Annotated in this window: 14 protein-coding genes; 4 read left to right on the forward strand and 10 right to left on the reverse strand. The window is 38.6% G+C overall.

Annotated features, from left to right (window positions below):
• Positions 1-77: 77 nt before the first annotated feature.
• Positions 78-1,181 (forward strand): metallophosphoesterase, encoded by a 1,104-nt coding sequence (locus B4B65_RS10530; protein WP_293915607.1) that lies wholly within the window; start codon positions 78-80, stop codon positions 1,179-1,181.
• Between the two features lie 138 nt (positions 1,182-1,319).
• On the opposite strand, the gene B4B65_RS10535 is transcribed toward B4B65_RS10530, so the two are convergent.
• From B4B65_RS10535 to B4B65_RS10555, 5 genes are all read right to left on the reverse strand, one after another.
• Complete coding sequence (locus tag B4B65_RS10535; protein WP_293915608.1) at positions 1,320-3,461, reverse strand: hybrid sensor histidine kinase/response regulator; 2,142 nt, start codon at positions 3,459-3,461, stop codon at positions 1,320-1,322.
• A gap of 282 nt (positions 3,462-3,743) precedes the next feature.
• A complete protein-coding gene (locus B4B65_RS10540) occupies positions 3,744-5,765 on the reverse strand; it encodes a BCCT family transporter (RefSeq protein WP_293915609.1) in 2,022 nt (673 codons plus the stop codon).
• A 288-nt stretch (positions 5,766-6,053) separates the two neighbouring features.
• Positions 6,054-6,746, reverse strand: a complete 693-nt coding sequence (locus B4B65_RS10545; protein WP_201679005.1) for an alpha/beta hydrolase — start codon at positions 6,744-6,746, stop codon at positions 6,054-6,056.
• 215 nt (positions 6,747-6,961) lie between these two features.
• Positions 6,962-7,855 carry a dihydrodipicolinate synthase family protein gene (locus tag B4B65_RS10550; RefSeq protein WP_293915610.1) on the reverse strand — a complete coding sequence of 298 codons (894 nt, stop codon included), beginning with the start codon at positions 7,853-7,855 and terminating at the stop codon, positions 6,962-6,964.
• A gap of 73 nt (positions 7,856-7,928) precedes the next feature.
• Positions 7,929-8,390, reverse strand: a complete 462-nt coding sequence (locus tag B4B65_RS10555; protein ID WP_236582095.1) for a cupin domain-containing protein — start codon at positions 8,388-8,390, stop codon at positions 7,929-7,931.
• A gap of 101 nt (positions 8,391-8,491) precedes the next feature.
• Here B4B65_RS10555 and B4B65_RS10560 point away from each other — a divergent pair, with 101 nt between their 5' ends.
• Together B4B65_RS10560 and B4B65_RS10565 are read left to right on the forward strand one after the other, a co-directional pair.
• Positions 8,492-9,910, forward strand: a complete 1,419-nt coding sequence (locus B4B65_RS10560) for a PLP-dependent aminotransferase family protein (protein WP_293915611.1) — start codon at positions 8,492-8,494, stop codon at positions 9,908-9,910.
• A 99-nt stretch (positions 9,911-10,009) separates the two neighbouring features.
• Positions 10,010-11,233, forward strand: coding sequence for an exo-beta-N-acetylmuramidase NamZ family protein (locus B4B65_RS10565; protein WP_293915612.1), 1,224 nt, complete (start codon positions 10,010-10,012; stop codon positions 11,231-11,233).
• Between the two features lie 513 nt (positions 11,234-11,746).
• On the opposite strand, the gene B4B65_RS10570 is transcribed toward B4B65_RS10565, so the two are convergent.
• The 5 genes from B4B65_RS10570 to B4B65_RS10590 all read right to left on the reverse strand — a co-directional run bounded on the left by B4B65_RS10570 (position 11,747) and on the right by B4B65_RS10590 (position 15,468).
• A complete protein-coding gene (locus B4B65_RS10570; protein WP_201679010.1) occupies positions 11,747-12,730 on the reverse strand; it encodes a bifunctional riboflavin kinase/FAD synthetase in 984 nt (327 codons plus the stop codon).
• Between the two features lie 75 nt (positions 12,731-12,805).
• Complete coding sequence (gene truB, locus B4B65_RS10575; RefSeq protein ID WP_293915613.1) at positions 12,806-13,516, reverse strand: tRNA pseudouridine(55) synthase TruB; 711 nt, start codon at positions 13,514-13,516, stop codon at positions 12,806-12,808.
• Positions 13,516-14,310 carry an undecaprenyl-diphosphate phosphatase gene (locus B4B65_RS10580; RefSeq protein ID WP_201679012.1) on the reverse strand — a complete coding sequence of 265 codons (795 nt, stop codon included), beginning with the start codon at positions 14,308-14,310 and terminating at the stop codon, positions 13,516-13,518. The genes truB and B4B65_RS10580 overlap by 1 nt, the downstream gene beginning before the upstream one ends.
• Before the next feature lie 7 nt (positions 14,311-14,317).
• A complete protein-coding gene (locus B4B65_RS10585; protein WP_201679013.1) occupies positions 14,318-14,575 on the reverse strand; it encodes a DUF3098 domain-containing protein in 258 nt (85 codons plus the stop codon).
• Positions 14,576-14,589: 14 nt separating this feature from the next.
• Positions 14,590-15,468 (reverse strand): cell division protein FtsX, encoded by an 879-nt coding sequence (locus B4B65_RS10590; RefSeq protein ID WP_201679014.1) that lies wholly within the window; start codon positions 15,466-15,468, stop codon positions 14,590-14,592.
• A 246-nt stretch (positions 15,469-15,714) separates the two neighbouring features.
• Between B4B65_RS10590 and leuS the strand changes: the two genes are divergently transcribed.
• Positions 15,715-18,498, forward strand: coding sequence for a leucine--tRNA ligase (gene leuS / locus B4B65_RS10595; protein ID WP_293915614.1), 2,784 nt, complete (start codon positions 15,715-15,717; stop codon positions 18,496-18,498).
• Positions 18,499-18,992 lie beyond the last annotated feature (494 nt).

Below are 18,992 nucleotides of genomic sequence, written 5' to 3' on the forward strand. Positions count from 1 at the left end.
AATTACCTTTAATCATTCAACGCCCTCTTTATTACACAAAGAGGGCGTTTTTAATAAAATATACGATGTTAAGCAAAGTGATAAGAAGAAATGTTCTGACGTTGGCACTGGCCTGTACAGCTTTAAGTGGATACAGCCAGGAAAAACTGACCGGACTTCAGGAAGAACCGCATATATTTTTTGAAGACAATACAACTACCATTAAATGGGTGGATAAAGGTATATATCGGCATGTCAGCTCCTCAAACAGAAAAGATTTTGATAAGCAAATTAAACTGTTCTCTCAAAAACTGGATGTAGATCTGAAGGATGTATTACAGCAGAAGGAAAATACGAGAAGAGACGAATCGGCTTTTTTAGAACAATACAGTGATGTTCAGCATTTTGCTGCTATCAGCGACCTGCACGGCCAGCATGATTTATTCGTTCGCTTATTGCAGCAGCATAATATTATAGACAAAAAGGGAAACTGGACCTATGGAGATGGTCATCTCGTGATTGTAGGAGATATTATGGACAGAGGAGACAAGGTCACTGAAAGTCTCTGGTTATTAGTGAAACTGGAAAAACAAGCCCTCTCAAAGGGAGGTAGAGTACATTATGTGATCGGTAATCATGAACTCATGGTATTTGACAATGATCTTCGCTACATTAATCAAAAGTATAAAGAAGTAGCCTCTCTTTTTGAAATAGGATATGATCAGTTTTTCAGTAAAGATAGTTTCTTTGGCAGGTGGCTGAAGCAGAAACCAGTAATCATTGGTATTAATAATATCCTGTTTACACATGGAGGAATTTCTCCGGAATTTGTAGAAAAAGGGCTGACAGCTGCGCGTACAAATAAGCTGTTTGCGGATAGTATCTTTACAAGGTCCAGGACAGTATATCGCCAGAATAAAGAGCTGGAATTTCTGACGCGTTCAAAAGGTCCGCTTTGGTACAGAGGATATTTTACAGATTCTACTTTTAATGCACAAACGCTGAATTTTATTCTGCACGGATTGAAAAAAGACCACATAATTGTAGGTCATACCTCGCATCCGACTATTGTAAACTTGTATGACAACAGGATATTTGGAGTCGATTCAAGTATAAAAAACGGTAAGAACGGAGAAATACTGCTGTATGAAAAAGGTATATTTTACCGTGGACTGTTAAACGGACAAAAAGAAAAATTCTAACGAAGAGTATAAAATAAAAAAAGATAGTTCAAAAAAGGTGCTGTCATACTGAAATCCATATTGCCCTCAGGCATTTGGTTCAGTATGACAGCATTTTTGGTTTAATAGCTGATGTTCTGATCGGGATATAAGCAGGTGTTAGCTATTCATACCTTTGAGTAGCGTATTTACCAATTCATCTTCCCGCAAAGGTTTGCTCAATACTCCGTCAAAGGAATACATATTGTGGCTTCTGTGATCATCTTCCAGCAGCATATTTTCGGAAGTGAAGGCAAAGACCTTTATGTGTTCTGTAGTTTTGCTTTCTTTAAGATTGTTCAGAATATCCCATCCGCTGATTTCGGGCATTAACAAATCAGTAATAACCACATCAACCGCGTTTTGCTGTACAAAACGTAATCCTTCCGCTGCGTTCTCAAACGTATGAACATTGTTCTTGTCCTTAAAGAACTGCTTCAGATACAGGATATTAATACGGCTATCGTCGATAAGAACAATATTGAGGTTATCGGGAAGATCATTAACGGTATACGGACCTGAATTCTTTTGCAATAATAATTCCTTTTCATACGGAATTTTAAGACTGAAAGTAGTACCTGTACCCAATGTACTTTCGAAAGAGATGTCCCCGTTTAATTGTTCGGTCAGTAATTTAGAAATATACAATCCAAGACCAAAACCTCCTACTTTATTCTGAGAATCAGTCATATAATATTTACGAAACACAAAATTCTTATTTTTATCTGCTATGCCTATTCCTGAATCCGATACCTCAATATGTAAGGTTGGTTTATTGCCGGATTTCTGTATACGTGCATGTACTGTTACATGTCCTTTTTTTGTGTATTTGATCGCATTTGTGATCAGGTTAGACGTAATCTGCTTGATCCGGAATGCGTTACTGTATATTTTTAGTTTGGGATCTATATCGATCACATTTGTAAAGGCCAGCCCTTTTGTTTGCGCCTGATAACTGTGCAGGCTAACCAGATCGTGTAACATTTCATATGGGGAAAAGTAGTCATACTTAATGTTAAGCGAACCAACTTCCAGTTTGCTAAGGCTCAAAATATCATTGATAGTACTGTTTATCAATGTTATCTCATAATTAGCTGAATTGATCAACTCCTGATTAACCTTATTACTTCCCGTATTTTTGTTCATAAGATCTATCACGCCCAGCAAAGAGTTGATAGGGGCCCGGATTTCATGGCTTATACTGGCCAGCACACTTGTTTTTTCTTCAGCAATTTTAGCAACGTATTCTTTCTCCTGATAAAGTCTCTTTTCATAAGAAACAACCTTAAACTGGTAGTAAATGATGAAAATGATCATAAACAGCATAATACATAAGGCTATGATAAGTTGGGTGCCGAAATGCTGTGCGTTTTTTTGATATTGAGCAAAGTTAATAGCCTCTGCATTGCGATTAGCCTCCAGTTCCATATCCTTAAGACGGTTTATACCTAACTTAAGTTTCTTAAGGAGAGTATGATTAGATTGTATTAGTTCCCTTTCCTTTTGACGGAGTTTACTAAATGCCAGTCGCAGGTTATTCATATTGCTGCTGTATATCTGGTCATTTTGCAAGATAGTATTCTGGATGTGCTGCTGTATTAATCCTATTTTGCTGATATTAAATTTCTGGTCTACAGTATTGGAAACTATAGTGTCATTTTTAGTATTGAATATTCTTTTAAATAAACTTTCCTTTTTTTTGACAACTGTATCTTGTTTAACCAGATTTTTGACAGTATCCTGTAAGGTATTACTGATAAAAGTATCAGCAATAGTAAGTGATGGTCTGTATCTGTAATTTTCTTTTGGATTATTTAATAACTCTAAAGAGTCTTTTGCAAAGAAGACCAACTGATCTACATCTCTTTTGAGACTGGCAAATTCCATGGCTACAGCCCTTTTCTCTTTTACATTTGTAATACTTTTCTGAAGTGGATTGTTTTCAATAGGAAGAGTAGATAGTGAATCCACAAAAAATTTGATGGTATCAAGTTTCTTTTTGTACGACTGATAAGTTTCCGCTTTAAAATCTACCGTATACAGCCGAAACAGATTGTCAGCCTCACTAAAAGTTGAAAACAATCCGTACAGGGCAGAAGATTGTGTATTGCCGGATGCATAAGCAGCATTAAGCTTAGCTTCAATTCGTCTGTACTGTCCATACTGATAAATAAATATGGCACTCAGAAATATAAAAGACAGTACGATACTGACAATGAGTACCGTACGTAGATAGAAAGCATTTTTTTTGGCGTTAGTCACAGTTGATTATCATTTAAACACAAAAGTACGTAATAGCATTTTATAATTACTAATAAGAATACCGATAAAAATATAGTTGATTTTATTGCTTGTATTAGTGTGGTTCTATGGTGGAATTTTCAGGAACTAAATACACTTTTACTGTTTACATAGTGTAGCAATGTGGTAAATTCATTTATATTAAAGCAAACTTAAATATATAACGTTACGGTAAGTTAAAATGCTACATTCTATCTCTTGACATTATGCCGATTTTTATTTTTGAAGAAGAGTGAAATAATATTAATCTGTGTCTTTCAGATTGCTACCAATAAATATTTCGTTTTTCTCATCAGAAGATAGTGATAAGAATCTTTCATACTGCTTAAGCACATCACTGATTATTTCATTTCTGGTAAAATATTGAATATCATACCCCATTCTGTTATCTCCAAAGTAAGTCATCGGTATATGTGTTTTTTTATCCTGAATTTCAGGAGCATTTTCCTCCTGCATCAGAAAATCCGAGATTGTTTTTGTCTGATTCTTTACACCATACCTGAAGTTGTTCATGGCATCATGTTTAATTTCTATTTCTACTGTTACAGGCGTATGTTCATGATAATTGACATGAGCCAGAATATCTTTCTCTTTGAATTCTCTTGCAAGTTCCTCAAATGCAGATTTAACGGTAGTGCGCAAATATTCATCAATAGTTTTCCGGTCTTTATAGGATATTATTCTATCGAGGCGTTCTTTCCAATATTCTCCGGACCAGCTGTTCGTCGAGTGCGAGTAGGAGCGTGAATAATAGTTTACATCAATGACGAGTCCTTTCAACAGACTGTAACAGAACAGAAGCATAATAATGGAAAATGGAAGCGCCGTAATCAGAGTCATGGTTTGCAGAGACTCCAGACCACCCGCATTGAGCAGTACAAGAGCAAGTATACCCAGTAATGCTCCCCAGAAAACAAGTTGCCATTTTGGCGATTTTATAGCATTATTGGATGAAATATTATTCATCACATAGATGCCTGAATCTGCAGAGGTAACGAAAAATATAAAAATAATAAACAGAGTAAGTATGCTCGTAACTATTTCAAAAGGAAAGTATCCAAGAAATTTGAATAGCAATACATCAGCATTGGTCACCAGCGCACTTAGTGCACCGCTTGCTTCATGCTGATCGATCCATATTGCACTGTTCCCAAAGATTGTCATCCACAGAAAATTGAAGAATGTAGGTAATACCAATACTGCTCCAATAAACTCACGGATCGTTCTACCTTTAGATATCTTAGCAATAAAAAGGCCTACATATGGCGACCAGGAAATCCACCAGGCCCAATACAGAATAGTCCAGTTGAAAAACCACTGCTGATGCTCCGGTTCATAAGCATGTGTGTTGAAAGTCAGGCTGAAGAATGAATTGATATAGTAACCCAGACCTTCTGAAAACGTACCTAACAAAAAAGTTGTCGGACCAAAGATCAGCACAAAAAGCATGAGCAACAGAGCCGTTATAATATTAAGCTGGCTCAAAAATTTAACGCCTTTGTTGACCCCGGATGTAGCAGACAGAATCGATATCGTCATAATCACAACAACGATAATAATCTGGTATATAAAATTACTTTCCGGAATAACGCCTATGTTGACGAGTCCGGCACAGAGCTGTACCACACCAAAACCTAATGTTGTGGTAATTCCGAAAAAAGTACTGCAGAGTGCAAACATATCAATGACGTCACCTGCACGACCTTGTATTTTATCCTTAAGAATGGGGTAGAAGCAGCTTCGGAGAGATAATGGAAGTTTATAGCGATAAGTGAAGTAAGCAAGAGATAGTCCGACAACAGCATAAATGGCCCATGCATGAATACCCCAGTGGAAAAAAGTATACAACTGAGCATCCTTAGCTCTTTGTATGGGATCGGTGCCCAGTACATTGGTGTCGGAATAATGTGACATCGGTTCTGCTACGCTGAAGTACATCAGTCCAATACCCATTCCCGCTGCAAAAAGCATGGAAATCCAGGAGAAAAAAGAAAATTCGGGTTTGGAATCATTAGAACCCAATTTAACATTACCATATTTACTGAAAACCAGAAAAAGCAAAAACAAAACAAAGATGGTAACGACAAGAACGTAAACCCAATTGAGGTTTTCAAATAGAAAAGTTTTGACCAGATTAAGGTAATAATCTGCTGCTGATGGAAAGACGCTGGAAACTAAAGTAATACCCAGAATAAAGAATAAACTGGGAAAAACTATACCTGAAACAAAAGTGCTTTTACGCTTTAAGATTTTTATAAAACTCATTAAAGTTAGAGATTTTGTGATTTGAAAAAAATAAAATTTGGGACTGCAAAGGTACTAAAAATTAATTTTACACACTTTTGAAGCCTTTTTTGGATGGTTAGGTGGTTGGTTTGTAGTCGTTTACATAAAGGTGGTGCAGTCGCTCAGAGAGAGGCTTAAAATCTGCGGATAACATCATAAAACATTCGGAAAAAGCTTGATTAAAAAGTATAAATGGCTCTTTCAAAAAGAACCATTTATACCCATACTACATTATATCAAGCCCGCTCTTTAAAGCGTACTTATTTTTCAAAAGGAGGACGCAGCCTTGATAATAAAATTAGTGACTTCTTCTGCTTTGGAAGCCAGAGATGCATGACTTGCGTCAAGGTGTATAATTTCCCGCGGGCGGATACGGTCTGCCATTTCCTGCTGTGTCTGCGGAGGTATCATATGATCCTCATCCGATACCTGATACCAGCTTGGCTTAGTACGCCATGCGGGATCCCCTGCAGGCTCTTCAAAACAGGTTGCATGAATAGGCCGTTGGGCGAGAGACAGCACCAAAGCCTCATCATCATCCAGATCGGCACAGAAGTGACGATGGTATTCATCATATTTTATCCATAAGAAACCTTTACTGTCCGGATATATGCTTGCGGCTCCTGCAGGAGATTCATGTCGTGAAAATATCCGGGAAAGGCTTTCTCCTGCCTCCGGTGCAAATGCCGCAATGTATACCAGACCGATTACTTTCTGGTTATTTCCGGCTCCTGAAATAACTGATCCGCCATAGGAATGTCCAACAAGCAGGACTTTTCCTTCCTGTGCATTGATCAGATCGCTTGTACGTTCGATATCATGGGTCAGAGAGGTCAATGGGTTCTGCGCGCTTCTTACTTGATAACCGGCTTTTACTAAACGAGGGATAACATGTTGCCAATGAGAACCATCTCCCCAGGCACCATGTACTAAAATAATTGTGAGATCTTTCTTTTCCATTTTTGAAATTTTAGTTTACAATTTTAGTGTTCAATGTGTTAGATGTCAACAGATTAGTCTAAATATTGTTTGCTAGTATTTATTATTTTTTTTAAATAAGATAAATAATTTGCTTCCATATTGTTTTTGAGATCCGGCAGATATGAGTACTTAAAAAACTGGTTAACTAACTGTCTGTCATGTTTTAAAAAGATCCTGTTTATGTAGTATCCGAATTAGTTTATTTTGTTTATTGTTTTAAATAAGATAGTACGTAGTGTTGCTAATTCATTTTCACTAAGGGGTTGTAGCGGACTTCTAAGATATCCTGCATCAATACCCATCAGATGAAGTCCGGCTTTGATCGTGCGGGGAAGGCCTTTCTCGACAATGAATTTGAGAAGTTCGGCTTGTTGATAATACAGACGTTGTGCTTCCGGCAGATTATTCTGACCGACAGCCTGATAAAGTTCTTTTGTCAGATCGGGAATCAGATTGGAGGCTGCTGTACACCATCCTGTTGCCCCAGCTGTAAATGCTGCTAAAGCCAATGGATTAGAACCATTGTAAAAAGCGACATCCTTTCCAAAAGTCTGGTACAGCTGATGCATACGCTGTACATCACCTGTACTTTCTTTTATCATCGTTACATTCGGAATTTGCAAAAGTCTGATCAGTAAAGACGGCGACATATCTATTCCGCCTGTTGCTGGATTATTATACGCCATGATCGGAATAGATATCGCATCCGCAACGGTTTTATAATGTCGGAATATTTCGTCATCTGTTAGTTTCCAGTAGCTCATCGGAATAATCATTACCGCATCTGCACCAGCCTTTTCTGCAAATTTTGCATGATAAACAGTTCTTTCCGTTGTCAGATTGGATACGCCTGCCAGTACAGGAATACGGCCTGCGACTTGTTCTGTTGTAGCGAGAATAATGGCTTCCTTTTCGGCATCTGTGAGATAAGGCAATACACCGGTGCTTCCCAATGGAGCAATCGCATTGGAACCTGTGACAGCCAGTCGTTCAACTAATATTTTGAATAATTGAAGATCAACTTTTTCCTGTTGATCAAAGGGGGTAATAGGATAAGATACTATACCTTTAAATAGATTCTGATTCATATTGTATAAAATGAGTAAAGAGAAAAGAGCCCTCCGCAGAGGGCATGATTAAATAAGACAAATAGAGTTAATGTTAGAGATCGCGGCCTTCTTCTTCGCGTAGAGCGACTCCCAGATTCTGAAGTTGAGGAGCATTTTCACAGGCAATGTATTTGGCAGGTTCGGTATCGCTCAGATTCTGATGTCTGTGCCAGGCCCAGGAAGGAATATAGACCGCATCACCGGCTTTCCATTCCACGCGTTCATCTTCCACTTCTGTATAACCTGCGCCTTCCAGTACATACAGTACAGTCTCGTAGGTATGACGATGTCTGTTCGTCAGTTGACCCGGCAATAATCCGCCTATAGTCATACTTACATTTTTACTGGGCAGATCAACGAAAAAAACAGGATGTTTGCGTTCAGTGGAAAACTGATTATGTACACCTGCATTTTCTACATTTTGATGAATGAGCTTTGCGGGTTTGATAAACGTCGGACGTGCAAAGGTTTGATGAAAATCTTTTGAACTGAATTGTTTTTCTTCTGTTTTCATATTAAACATATTAAGTTGTGTATTTGCATTATTGCATTTCAAAATTATAGTATATTTGGACTGTCTTACTGGTTCAGTTTTTACATAATTTAATAGTCCAGATGATTCGTCCTTGGAATTTAGAAATGCAGTTGGATTTTCAGGCAGAGAAGTCTGTTTATCTGCAGATCGCAGATGCGATCATTGAAGCTATTCGTAGCGGGAGGCTTAAAAAGGGAGAAGCTCTGCCAGGTACAAGAGCTTTGTCAGAGCATATAGGGGTAAATCGTAATACAGTAGTAGAGGCTGTGAACGTACTTCAAAATGAAGGCTGGATTATCACGAAAGAACGTGCAGGTACCTTTGTGGCTGATGATCTTCCATTCCGCTCTGAAAATATGTCACATTCAGGTACCGCCGTCAAAATAAATACTTCACCGGCTCCTGTGTACAGTATTTGCTTTGATGACGGATATCCGGATGCACGGATTGCTCCCGTCAAAGAGCTGGCCAGAGCTTACCGGCAGATTTTTAATCAAAAAGCCAGATGGCAGATGATGGGCTATACCAATGCACTGGGGGATGAATCGTTCAGGGCCGCAATTGCCAGGATGTTAAACCATCATAGGGGCATGAAGATCGATGTACCTCATATATGTATTACCCGGGGAAGCCAGATGGCTTTATATCTGGCTGCTCAGAGTCTGATACAGCAGGGCGATTATGTATTAGTCGAAGATCCGGGATATCATCCTGCATGGGAAGCTTTTGAACATGCAGGCGCAAAGCTATTACCTGTACGGGTGGATCAGGACGGATTGATTATAGCAGATATTAACCGACACCTGCAGAGTGGCAAATCTGTAAAAGCGATCTACACCACACCTCATCATCAATACCCCACTACGGTTACGCTTAGTCTTTCCCGACGGGTAGAACTTATACGGCTGTCTAATGAGTATGGATTTACAATCATAGAGGATGATTATGATAATGAATTTCACTTTGGGCATCGCCCCATTTTACCGCTGTCCAGTTACAATGAAATTCAAAATTATATCTACATCGGGACGATGAGTAAAGTAGTTGCGCCCGCATTGCGTATCGGATATCTGGTAAGTAAAGCATCTTATATTCAACAAATAGGTGCTTTACGTAAAATCATAGATGTACAAGGCGATAATATTATGGAACAGGCTGTTCTTCAGCTGATAGAAGACGGAACGATTAAGAAGCATCTTAAAAAGATGACACTGTATTACCGGAATAAGAGAGATAACTGTTTCAGATTACTCAATCAATATATGAAAGATAAGGCTGACTATCGCTTGCCCGATGGGGGACTTGCATTTTGGATAGTCCCCAGACAGCAGGAGCGTGTCAGATATCTGGAAGAAAGATTGAAAGAAAAAGGTATCCGCATATCAGGTCCGGAACAATATAATCTTGGACAAGATACGCAGGGATTGCGCCTGAGCTATGGAGCGCTGTCTGAAGCGCAGCTGGAAGAGGGGATCCAAGTCATAGCAGATTTGCTTTAGCCAGACACGGATGTATTGATATCATGTTTGTTACATATTGAATGCGGCAGTATAATTTTGTATTTTAGAATATCTATTTACCAAACTAAAACCTTTACCATGAAACAAATCCCTGTTTTTTTGACTGTCATGTTATTATTCCTGCTATGCAAGCCAGGTGTTCATGCACAACAGAAATTGTCATACAGTAATGATAAAATTAAAACCGGAGCCGAACAAACGGAGAAATATGTGGGCTATTTAAAAGGAAAACGGGTCGCAATATTGGGAAATCAATCTTCTGTTATAGGAAAAACCCATCTGGTGGACAGTCTTCTTGCCCTCAAAATAAACATTGTAAAAATATTTGGTCCAGAACATGGTTTCCGGGGTAATGCAAGTAACGGGACAGAAGTATCGGATGAATTGGATGCAAAGACAGGCATACGCATCATATCCCTGTATGGTAACAAAAGAAAACCATCTGCAAAAGATCTGGCTGATGTAGATGTATTAATTTTTGATGTACAGGACATGGGTGTACGCTTCTACACGAATATTAACACTTTAAGAGATATTATGGAGTCCTGTGCGGATAACGGGAAAGAACTAATGATTCTGGATCGTCCGAATCCAAATGCCTACCTGATTGATGGACCCATTCTGGATATGAAGCACAAATCAGGAATAGCACAATTTCCGGTGCCGATAGCACATGGTATGACTATAGCTGAGTTTGCACAGATGATTAACGGAGAGAAATGGATGAAAGCAAAAGATTCGTGTAAACTGAAGATTATTCCGGTGTCTAATTATAACCACAGTATGCTGTATAAACTCCCTGTCAATCCGTCTCCTAATCTGAATACAGAAGAGAGTATATTACTATATCCAAGTACCTGTTTATTTGAAGGCACTAAACTCAACCATGGAAGAGGCACTGATTATCCTTTTACGGTTATAGGAAGCCCTGCATATAAAGGCATCTATTCATTTTCATTTACCCCGGTGAGCAAGAAAGGGATGAGCGAATCTCCTCTGTTTATGAATCAGGTATGTTATGGTCTGGATTTGCGTAAAGTGGATCTGGCTAAACTGGTTGCAAGTAAAAAATTAAATCTGGATTGGATGAAAGAACTCTATCAAAAATCTCCTGAAAAGGCAGCATTTTTTGACCGGAGCTTTTCTGCACAGATCGGAAATATTGAAACACTTGCCGGAGTAAGCGATTTTCGTAAACAAATCGAATCCGGAGCAAGCGATCAGGAAATTCGTAAAAGCTGGGAACCCGGACTTACAAATTATAAAAAAATGCGTAAGAAATATGTGATTTATAAGGACTAAACTCTTGTTAACCCTATTAAAAAACGGCCTGAGCTCATAAGAACTCAGGCCGTTTTTAGTAAGGATTGTCTTTTACTCCGTATATTCTGGAATTGCTTTGTAAGTAGGATTAATAGGGGAGTCAGCCAGCGTTTATTGGTATCTCTGCCAATAGTAGCAGGAGCACCAGAAGGTTTGGTTAACGTCTGTTAACAAAATAAGTGTAACCCCCATCTGTTGGCAAATTAAGTTTAACCTGCGTTTGTTGGCGTCCCCGCCAACAGATAACCTTATAAATTCCTTGAAAACTGGTTCTTGTTTGAAATTTATGGCAGAAACAAATGGCAGTTTATACAGCGTGATTGAAAAGGTTTGGTTAATAGATGTATATTAACAAATTCAGTTTAACTCGCGTCTTTTAGAAAAGTTAAGTGTAACCAGCGTCTGTTGGCGTCCCCGCCAACAGTATAAAAACAAAAGAGGCAGTATCCTTATTTAGATACTGCCTCTCTATTGTTATTTTATATTATCCTGTTATTTCTGATCCGCAAAATAAGCTGTGATATACTTTTTATCCGCCTGGATCTGCTCTTTCATAATTTCTATAGTTTCAAATCTTTCATCGTGCCTTACAAAATGAAGGAATGTTACTTTTAATGTTTTTCCGTAGATATCTTCATTGAAATCAAACAAAGAAACCTCAATATTCCGGGTCATACCGTCTACAGTTGGACGGGTTCCGATGTATCCCATTCCTTTTGCTTTTCGGAAAGGAACTTTCTCGATATATTGTCCCGTAAGAACTTCTTCAATTTTGTCGAATATCTCAACCTCTACCGCATAGATTCCGTAAGCCGGAATTAGCTTATGCTTTTCATGCACATGCAGATTCGCTGTCGGGAACCCAATGGTACGTCCGATCTGGTCTCCCCGAATTACTGTTCCTGTCAATTCGAACGGATAGCCCAGGTACTGATTAGCCGTGTCAATATTTCCCTTGATCAGAGACTCGCGGATCCGTGTTGAAGATACCGCTACATCGTTAATATCCTGTTCGGGGATCTGCTCTACCGTATAATCAAAGATTTCTGCAAAGTGCTCCAGGTCGACTAATGACCCTTTGCGGTCTTTACCGAAATGATGATCATAGCCGATCACTATTTTTTTAGTTCCCAGTTTTCCTATTAACACATTACTGATATATTCTTCGGGAGTCTGATTCGAGAAATCGCGGGTAAAAGGAGTGAGGATCAGGTGATCTATGCCAGCATTGGCCAGATGACACACCTTTTCTTCAATATCATTGATCAGTCTGAGACTGTCATCATCGGGATTGATAATCAGACGCGGATGCGGAAAGAAAGTTAGCAGAACAGTCTCTCCGTTTATTTTCTTTGCAGATTCTTTCAGATGACTCAAAATCTTTTGATGACCTATATGTACGCCGTCAAATGTTCCAATGGTCACTACAGCACAATCCAAAGGTTCAAAGTCGTCTAAATTTCTGTATATTTTCATTAGTTATTAAACTTGTGATGCCGCAAAATTAGAAACTATTCTCGGGTAAAGCTGCAATCAATTGTTTGTTTTCCGTTAAATTTTTTGTGATTTTATCACTTCAATCAGGTTTTCGAGATTCCAGGCATTATCTACGTGATAATTACCACTTTTAGTCCGGCGCAGTTCACTCAAATGAGAGCCGTTATTTAGTAGTTTACCAAAATCGTTAGCTATAGAGCGAATGTAAGTTCCTTTTGAACATGAAATTCGAAAGTAAATATGTGGAAGTTCTATTTTTTCAATGTCGAAACTATTAATAGTCACTTTGCGGGATTTCAGTTCTACTTCCTCACCACGGCGGGCTTTTTCATAAACCCGTTCGCCGTTGATTTTAATAGCTGAATGTGCAGGCGGAAATTGGTTGATCTCACCTTCGAAAGAACGTGCTGTATCAAAGATCATCTCTTCGGTGATAGCACTGATATCAAATCGCTGATCAATTTCTGTTTCCAGATCATAGGATGGGGTAGTGGCACCTAAGGTGATAATACCGGTATATTCTTTATCTTCAGCCTGAAATGAATCGATCTGTTTGGTCATTTTTCCTGTACACACGATCAGGAGACCTGTTGCCAGCGGATCGAGTGTCCCCGCATGTCCGACTTTTAATTTAAGCGGTTTAAGTGTATTGCGGATCTTTCCTACCACATCAAAACTTGTCCAGGTGAGAGGTTTATCAATTAATAACATTTGCCCTTCAGCAAAATGGAAAGTATGGGAATTCTCAATAATAGGATCTTCCATTAGATGATTTGTAGGCTGTGACCTGTCAATAACATGATAAGGATAATCATGCCGATAATAATTCTGTACCAACCAAAAGCCTTAAAACCATATTTAGTCAGAATTCCGATAAAAGATTTTATTGCAATAATTGCTACAATAAACCCGATAACATTACCGATAATCAGAAGATTGATCTCTTCTCCTGTAAATGTATTGCCTTCTTTAAAGAATTTCAGCAGTTTGACTGCTGATGCACCAAACATCATTGGCAAAGCCAGAAAGAAAGAAAATTCTGCTGCAGCCTTACGGGTTAATTTTTGTGTCATACCTCCGACAATCGTGCTCGCAGAGCGTGATGTACCGGGTATTAAAGCCAGACATTGGTAAAGACCAATCTTGAATGCCTGCGCATAAGAGATGTCATCTGAATCGTCCGTAGTAGGTTTATTGAACCATTTGTCTACAAACAATAAGATAATACCACCTACAACCAGCATTACTGCAACCATCAGCGGGCTCTCCAGCCACTGATCGATATAATCGTTCAGCAATAGTCCCAGTATAGATGCCGGAATCGCAGCTACTACAAGTTTGTAATAGAAGGTCAGCGATTTGAAAAAACGTTTGTAATACAGAACCAGTACGGATAAAATGGTTCCCAGTTGAATAACGATGGTGAAGAGTTTGACAAAGGGCGTCGGCTCAATGCCCATCAGTGCCGTTGCAATAATCATATGCCCCGTTGAGGAAACGGGTAAAAATTCTGTCAGGCCTTCGATAATGGCCAGGACGATAACTTGAATTAAATTCATGCCTGTATTATACGTTCTTGTTCTTAGGTCTATACAATATGGCTACAAAACCTATTGCGAACCCTAATACAACAACAATGGGAGCTAATGTAATTTTAGTGAAACTATAGATGTCTGAAGTTCCTGACATCAGAAAAAAACCAATAATAACGATTGCTACACTTGCAGCAAACAGCTGATAATTAATCTTTCCAAAAACAAAACCTCCTTTATAATTCCCTGCTTTTGCAGTAGAAGATTTTGTCGTTTTATTCGTTTGAGCCATAAGGATAATTAGAATTAACGGTATAGACTGTGTGATTTAGCTTTTAGATACTTGGTGACAGCAAAGTAAGTACTTAATCCTGAAATCAGTATTCCTAAGATAATGACTACAAGGAAAATCGCACCAAACTCATACCAGTTGCGCAGGAATACCAGTTCCGGAATTTGCTTTTGCGAAAACTGCAGTGTAAACAGGAGCAGAAGAATAGCGATCAGTGAACCTAAGAGTCCGTGAACAATTCCGTATATGATATATGGCTTACGGATAAAGTTTTTGGTTGCACCGATAAGCTGCATACTTTTGATCAGAAAACGTTGCGAATAGATCGCCAGACGAATGGTGTTATTGATCAGGGCTACAGCAATAATAAGCAGGATGACAGTAAAGGCAAGTACAACGATACTGATTACTTTAATGTTTTTATTGACCATGTCGATCAGGGATTCCTGATAAACCACCTCTTTGACTTTGCTGTTGTTAGACACTTTTTTGATAAAAGTCTGTATACTGTCTGTATTGGCGTATTGTTCTTTCAGATATACATCAATAGAAGGCAGCAACGGATTATGTCCTAGAAATTCTACGAAATCTTCACCAAGATCCTCTTTCAGGTTCTTAGCAGCCAATTCTTTACTGATATATTCCGTACGTAATACGTAAGGATCTTTTTCAATATCTTTTTGCATAGAAAGTACGTCACCCTCTGTCGTTGCATCATTCACAATAACATTGAGGACGATATTCTCTTTTACATATTTGGAAAGATTTCGTGCATGAACAAGAATAAGACCTAAAAGTCCTGTCATTAACAGCACCAGTGCAATACTGATAACTGTAGAGACATATACTGATTTCGTTTTTTTCTTGGTCGTGCTTAACTCGTATCCTGACATAAGCAATTAAATTATTTGTTTGCGAAAGTAAGGAATTGCGCTGATTTTACGAATATTTATTGCAATTACTTCCTTTTTGTATGATTATTATTACTGATATTCTCCTGTTATGCCGGCCTGCGGCAAATGCTGCCAACACAATCATTAACTTCTAATATCCTCAAATATTGTTTAAACTACAAATCTTTTATTATATAGGACTAAAATCGTAATTTCGCATTTCTTAAATATTTCCTTATTCATCAAATGGAGTACAATCATAAAGCATTAGAGAAGAAGTGGCAAAGATTTTGGGCTGATCATCACACCTTCAGATCGGCAGATTCTCAGGACAAACCCAAGTATTATGTACTGGATATGTTTCCTTATCCGTCAGGTGCGGGACTGCACGTAGGACATCCGCTTGGATATATAGCTTCCGATATTTTTTCAAGATATAAGCGTTCAAAAGGTTTTAATGTTTTGCATCCTATGGGGTACGATTCCTTTGGACTTCCGGCAGAACAGTATGCTATCCAGACAGGACAACATCCGGCGATCACCACAGAAGCGAATATCAACCGATACCGGGAGCAAATGGATAATATCGGGTTCTCTTATGACTGGAGCCGTGAGATCCGTACTTCAGAACCGGATTATTACAAATGGACGCAATGGATCTTTATGCAATTGTTTAACTCCTGGTATAACAATGATTTGGATAAAGCTGCCTCTATAGATACATTAGTTAAGCATTTCGAAAATGTCGGTTCAAAAGGCATCAATGCGGTGTGTGATGAAGATATCCTTGAATTTACAGCAGATGAATGGAAAGGATTTGACGAAGAGAAGCAACAGCGTGAATTATTAAAATACCGTATCGCTTATCTGCGCGAAAGCACAGTTAACTGGTGTGCTGCTCTGGGAACGGTATTGGCCAATGATGAGGTGATCAATGGGGTTTCTGAGCGTGGAGGCTATCCTGTAGAACAAAAGAAAATGATGCAATGGTCTATGCGTATCACAGCATATGCTGACCGCCTGCTTCGCGGACTGGACACCATAGACTGGCCGGAGCCTTTGGTAGAAATGCAACGTAACTGGATTGGTAAGTCAGTAGGTGCTTCTGTCAGATTTCCGTTGCCACAGTTAGATAACTATATTGAAGTCTTTACAACGCGTGTGGACACTATTTTTGGTGTTTCTTTCGTAGTGTTGGCTCCTGAACATGAATTAGTAACAGCTTTAACTACTCCGGATCAGGAATCCGAGGTAAAAGCATATATAGATAAGACGAATAAAAAGTCTGAACTGGATCGTATGGCGGATACAAAGACCGTATCCGGAGCATTTACCGGTTCCTATGCCAAACATCCGATTACAGGACAAGATGTACAGATCTGGATTGCTGATTATGTACTGGCCAGCTATGGCACCGGAGCCGTAATGGCTGTACCATCCGGAGATCAGCGGGATTATGTGTTCGCTAAACATTTTAATCTTTCGATTATTCCGATTTCAGATACGCAGCAGATTGAAGAAGAAGCAGATCCGAATAAAAATGGACGCTATATCAATTCCGGCTTTATTAATGGTCTGAATTATCAGGAAGCTGTTCCGGCATTGATCTCCAAACTGGAAGAACTTAAACTTGGAAAAGCCAAGATTAATTTCCGTATGCGGGACGCTATATTCGGTCGTCAGCGTTATTGGGGTGAGCCGGTTCCGGTATATTTCAAAAACGGACTTCCTTATCTCATTAAAGAAGAAGAATTGCCTTTGCTTCTTCCGGAAGTAGATAAATATCTGCCAACTGAAACCGGTGAACCTCCTTTGGGAAGAGCAGAAGATTGGAAATATGAAGATCAGTATGAGTATGAGTTAAGTACAATGCCAGGATGGGCAGGTTCCAGCTGGTATTGGTTCCGTTATATGGATCCGCAAAATGCAGACGCCTTTGCCTCTGAAGAAGCGGTGGCTTACTGGAAAGCTGTAGATTTATATATAGGTGGATCAGAGCATGCTACGGGTCATTTGCTGTACTCACGCTTCTGGAATAAATTCTTAAAAGATATAGGTTATCACAATGAAGAAGAACCCTTCAAGAAGCTGATCAATCAAGGGATGATTCAGGGAAGATCCAATTTTGTATATCGTATTCTGGATGAAGAAGGAAGAGGTACGAATCAGTTCGTATCCTACGGTTTAAAAGAGCAGTATAAAACAATCGCATTACATGTGGATGTAAATATTGTCGTAAATGATATGCTGAATCTGGAAAAATTCAGACAGTTCAGACCTGATTTTGCTGATGCCGAATTCATTCTTGAAAACGGAAAGTATCACTGTGGTGCAGAAGTAGAGAAAATGTCTAAATCCAAATTCAACGTAGTGAATCCGGATGACATTATCGATACCTATGGTGCAGATACACTTCGCTTGTACGAAATGTTCCTTGGGCCGCTTGAACAAGCTAAGCCATGGAATACAAATGGTATTGAAGGCGTATATAAATTCCTGAAAAAAGTATGGCGTCTGTTTCACAATGCAGAAGGAAACTTCCAAGTATCGGATGAAACACCTGTAAAAGCAGAATATAAAGCATTACATAAAATCATCCGGAAAGTAGAAGATGATATCGAACGTTTTTCGTTTAATACATCGGTATCTGCATTTATGATCTGTGTGAATGAGCTTACAGAACTAAAATGTAATAAACGTGCTATTCTGGAACAGTTAATTATCGTATTACAGCCATATGCACCACATATAGCAGAGGAATTATGGTCGTTGTCTGGCCATGAAGCCGGCAGTATATCTTATGCTCCGTACCCTGTGTTCAATCCGGAATATCTTGTAGAATCCGAATTTGCGTATCCGGTATCTGTAAACGGCAAGATGAAACTGAATCTTCCTCTTGCGTTGGACCTGGAAGCGAAAGCAGTAGAAGAGATTGTATTGAACAATGCTGATGTACAAAAATATCTGGATGGAAAGCCTGTAAAGAAGATCATCTTTGTAAAAGGAAAGATCATTAATATTGTCGTTTAATAAATCTCATCTGGTGAACTGTCGTACAGCTTTGTATAACAGCTAATCAGATCTATATTATCGTCCGCTACTCAAAAAGGTAGCGGACTTTTTTTTGTACTCAAAAAGTTGTGTTATACATGTCTTTGCACAGGCAGAATTACATTCACCTTAACAGTACTAAAAATGTGTATAAGTTTATTCTTTAGACCCCATCTACTATCTGTCGCTGTCTTCTTTAAGTTTTCAAAAACAAGTATTCGTCCGGAGATAAAATACAACTAAAACGGATAAGCTAAGTAGAATTAAAAGTTACAATGTGTTACTGTTACACTATTGATATTTTTAGATATTTATCTCTTTTATTTCGTTTACAGATATATTTACCGGACTTGTTTCACAGGGTTCAAAGATTGAAATTCTGACCCTAAATTAATTGGTTAAACATCGTTTTTGATAGTATTTAACTAATTTTTATGACTTTTTATCAACTAAATTTTTGTGAGAGTATTATG

Origin of the sequence: Sphingobacterium sp. UBA5789 (assembly GCF_002418355.1) — a bacterium.
Classification (GTDB): Bacteria; Bacteroidota; Bacteroidia; order Sphingobacteriales; family Sphingobacteriaceae; genus Sphingobacterium.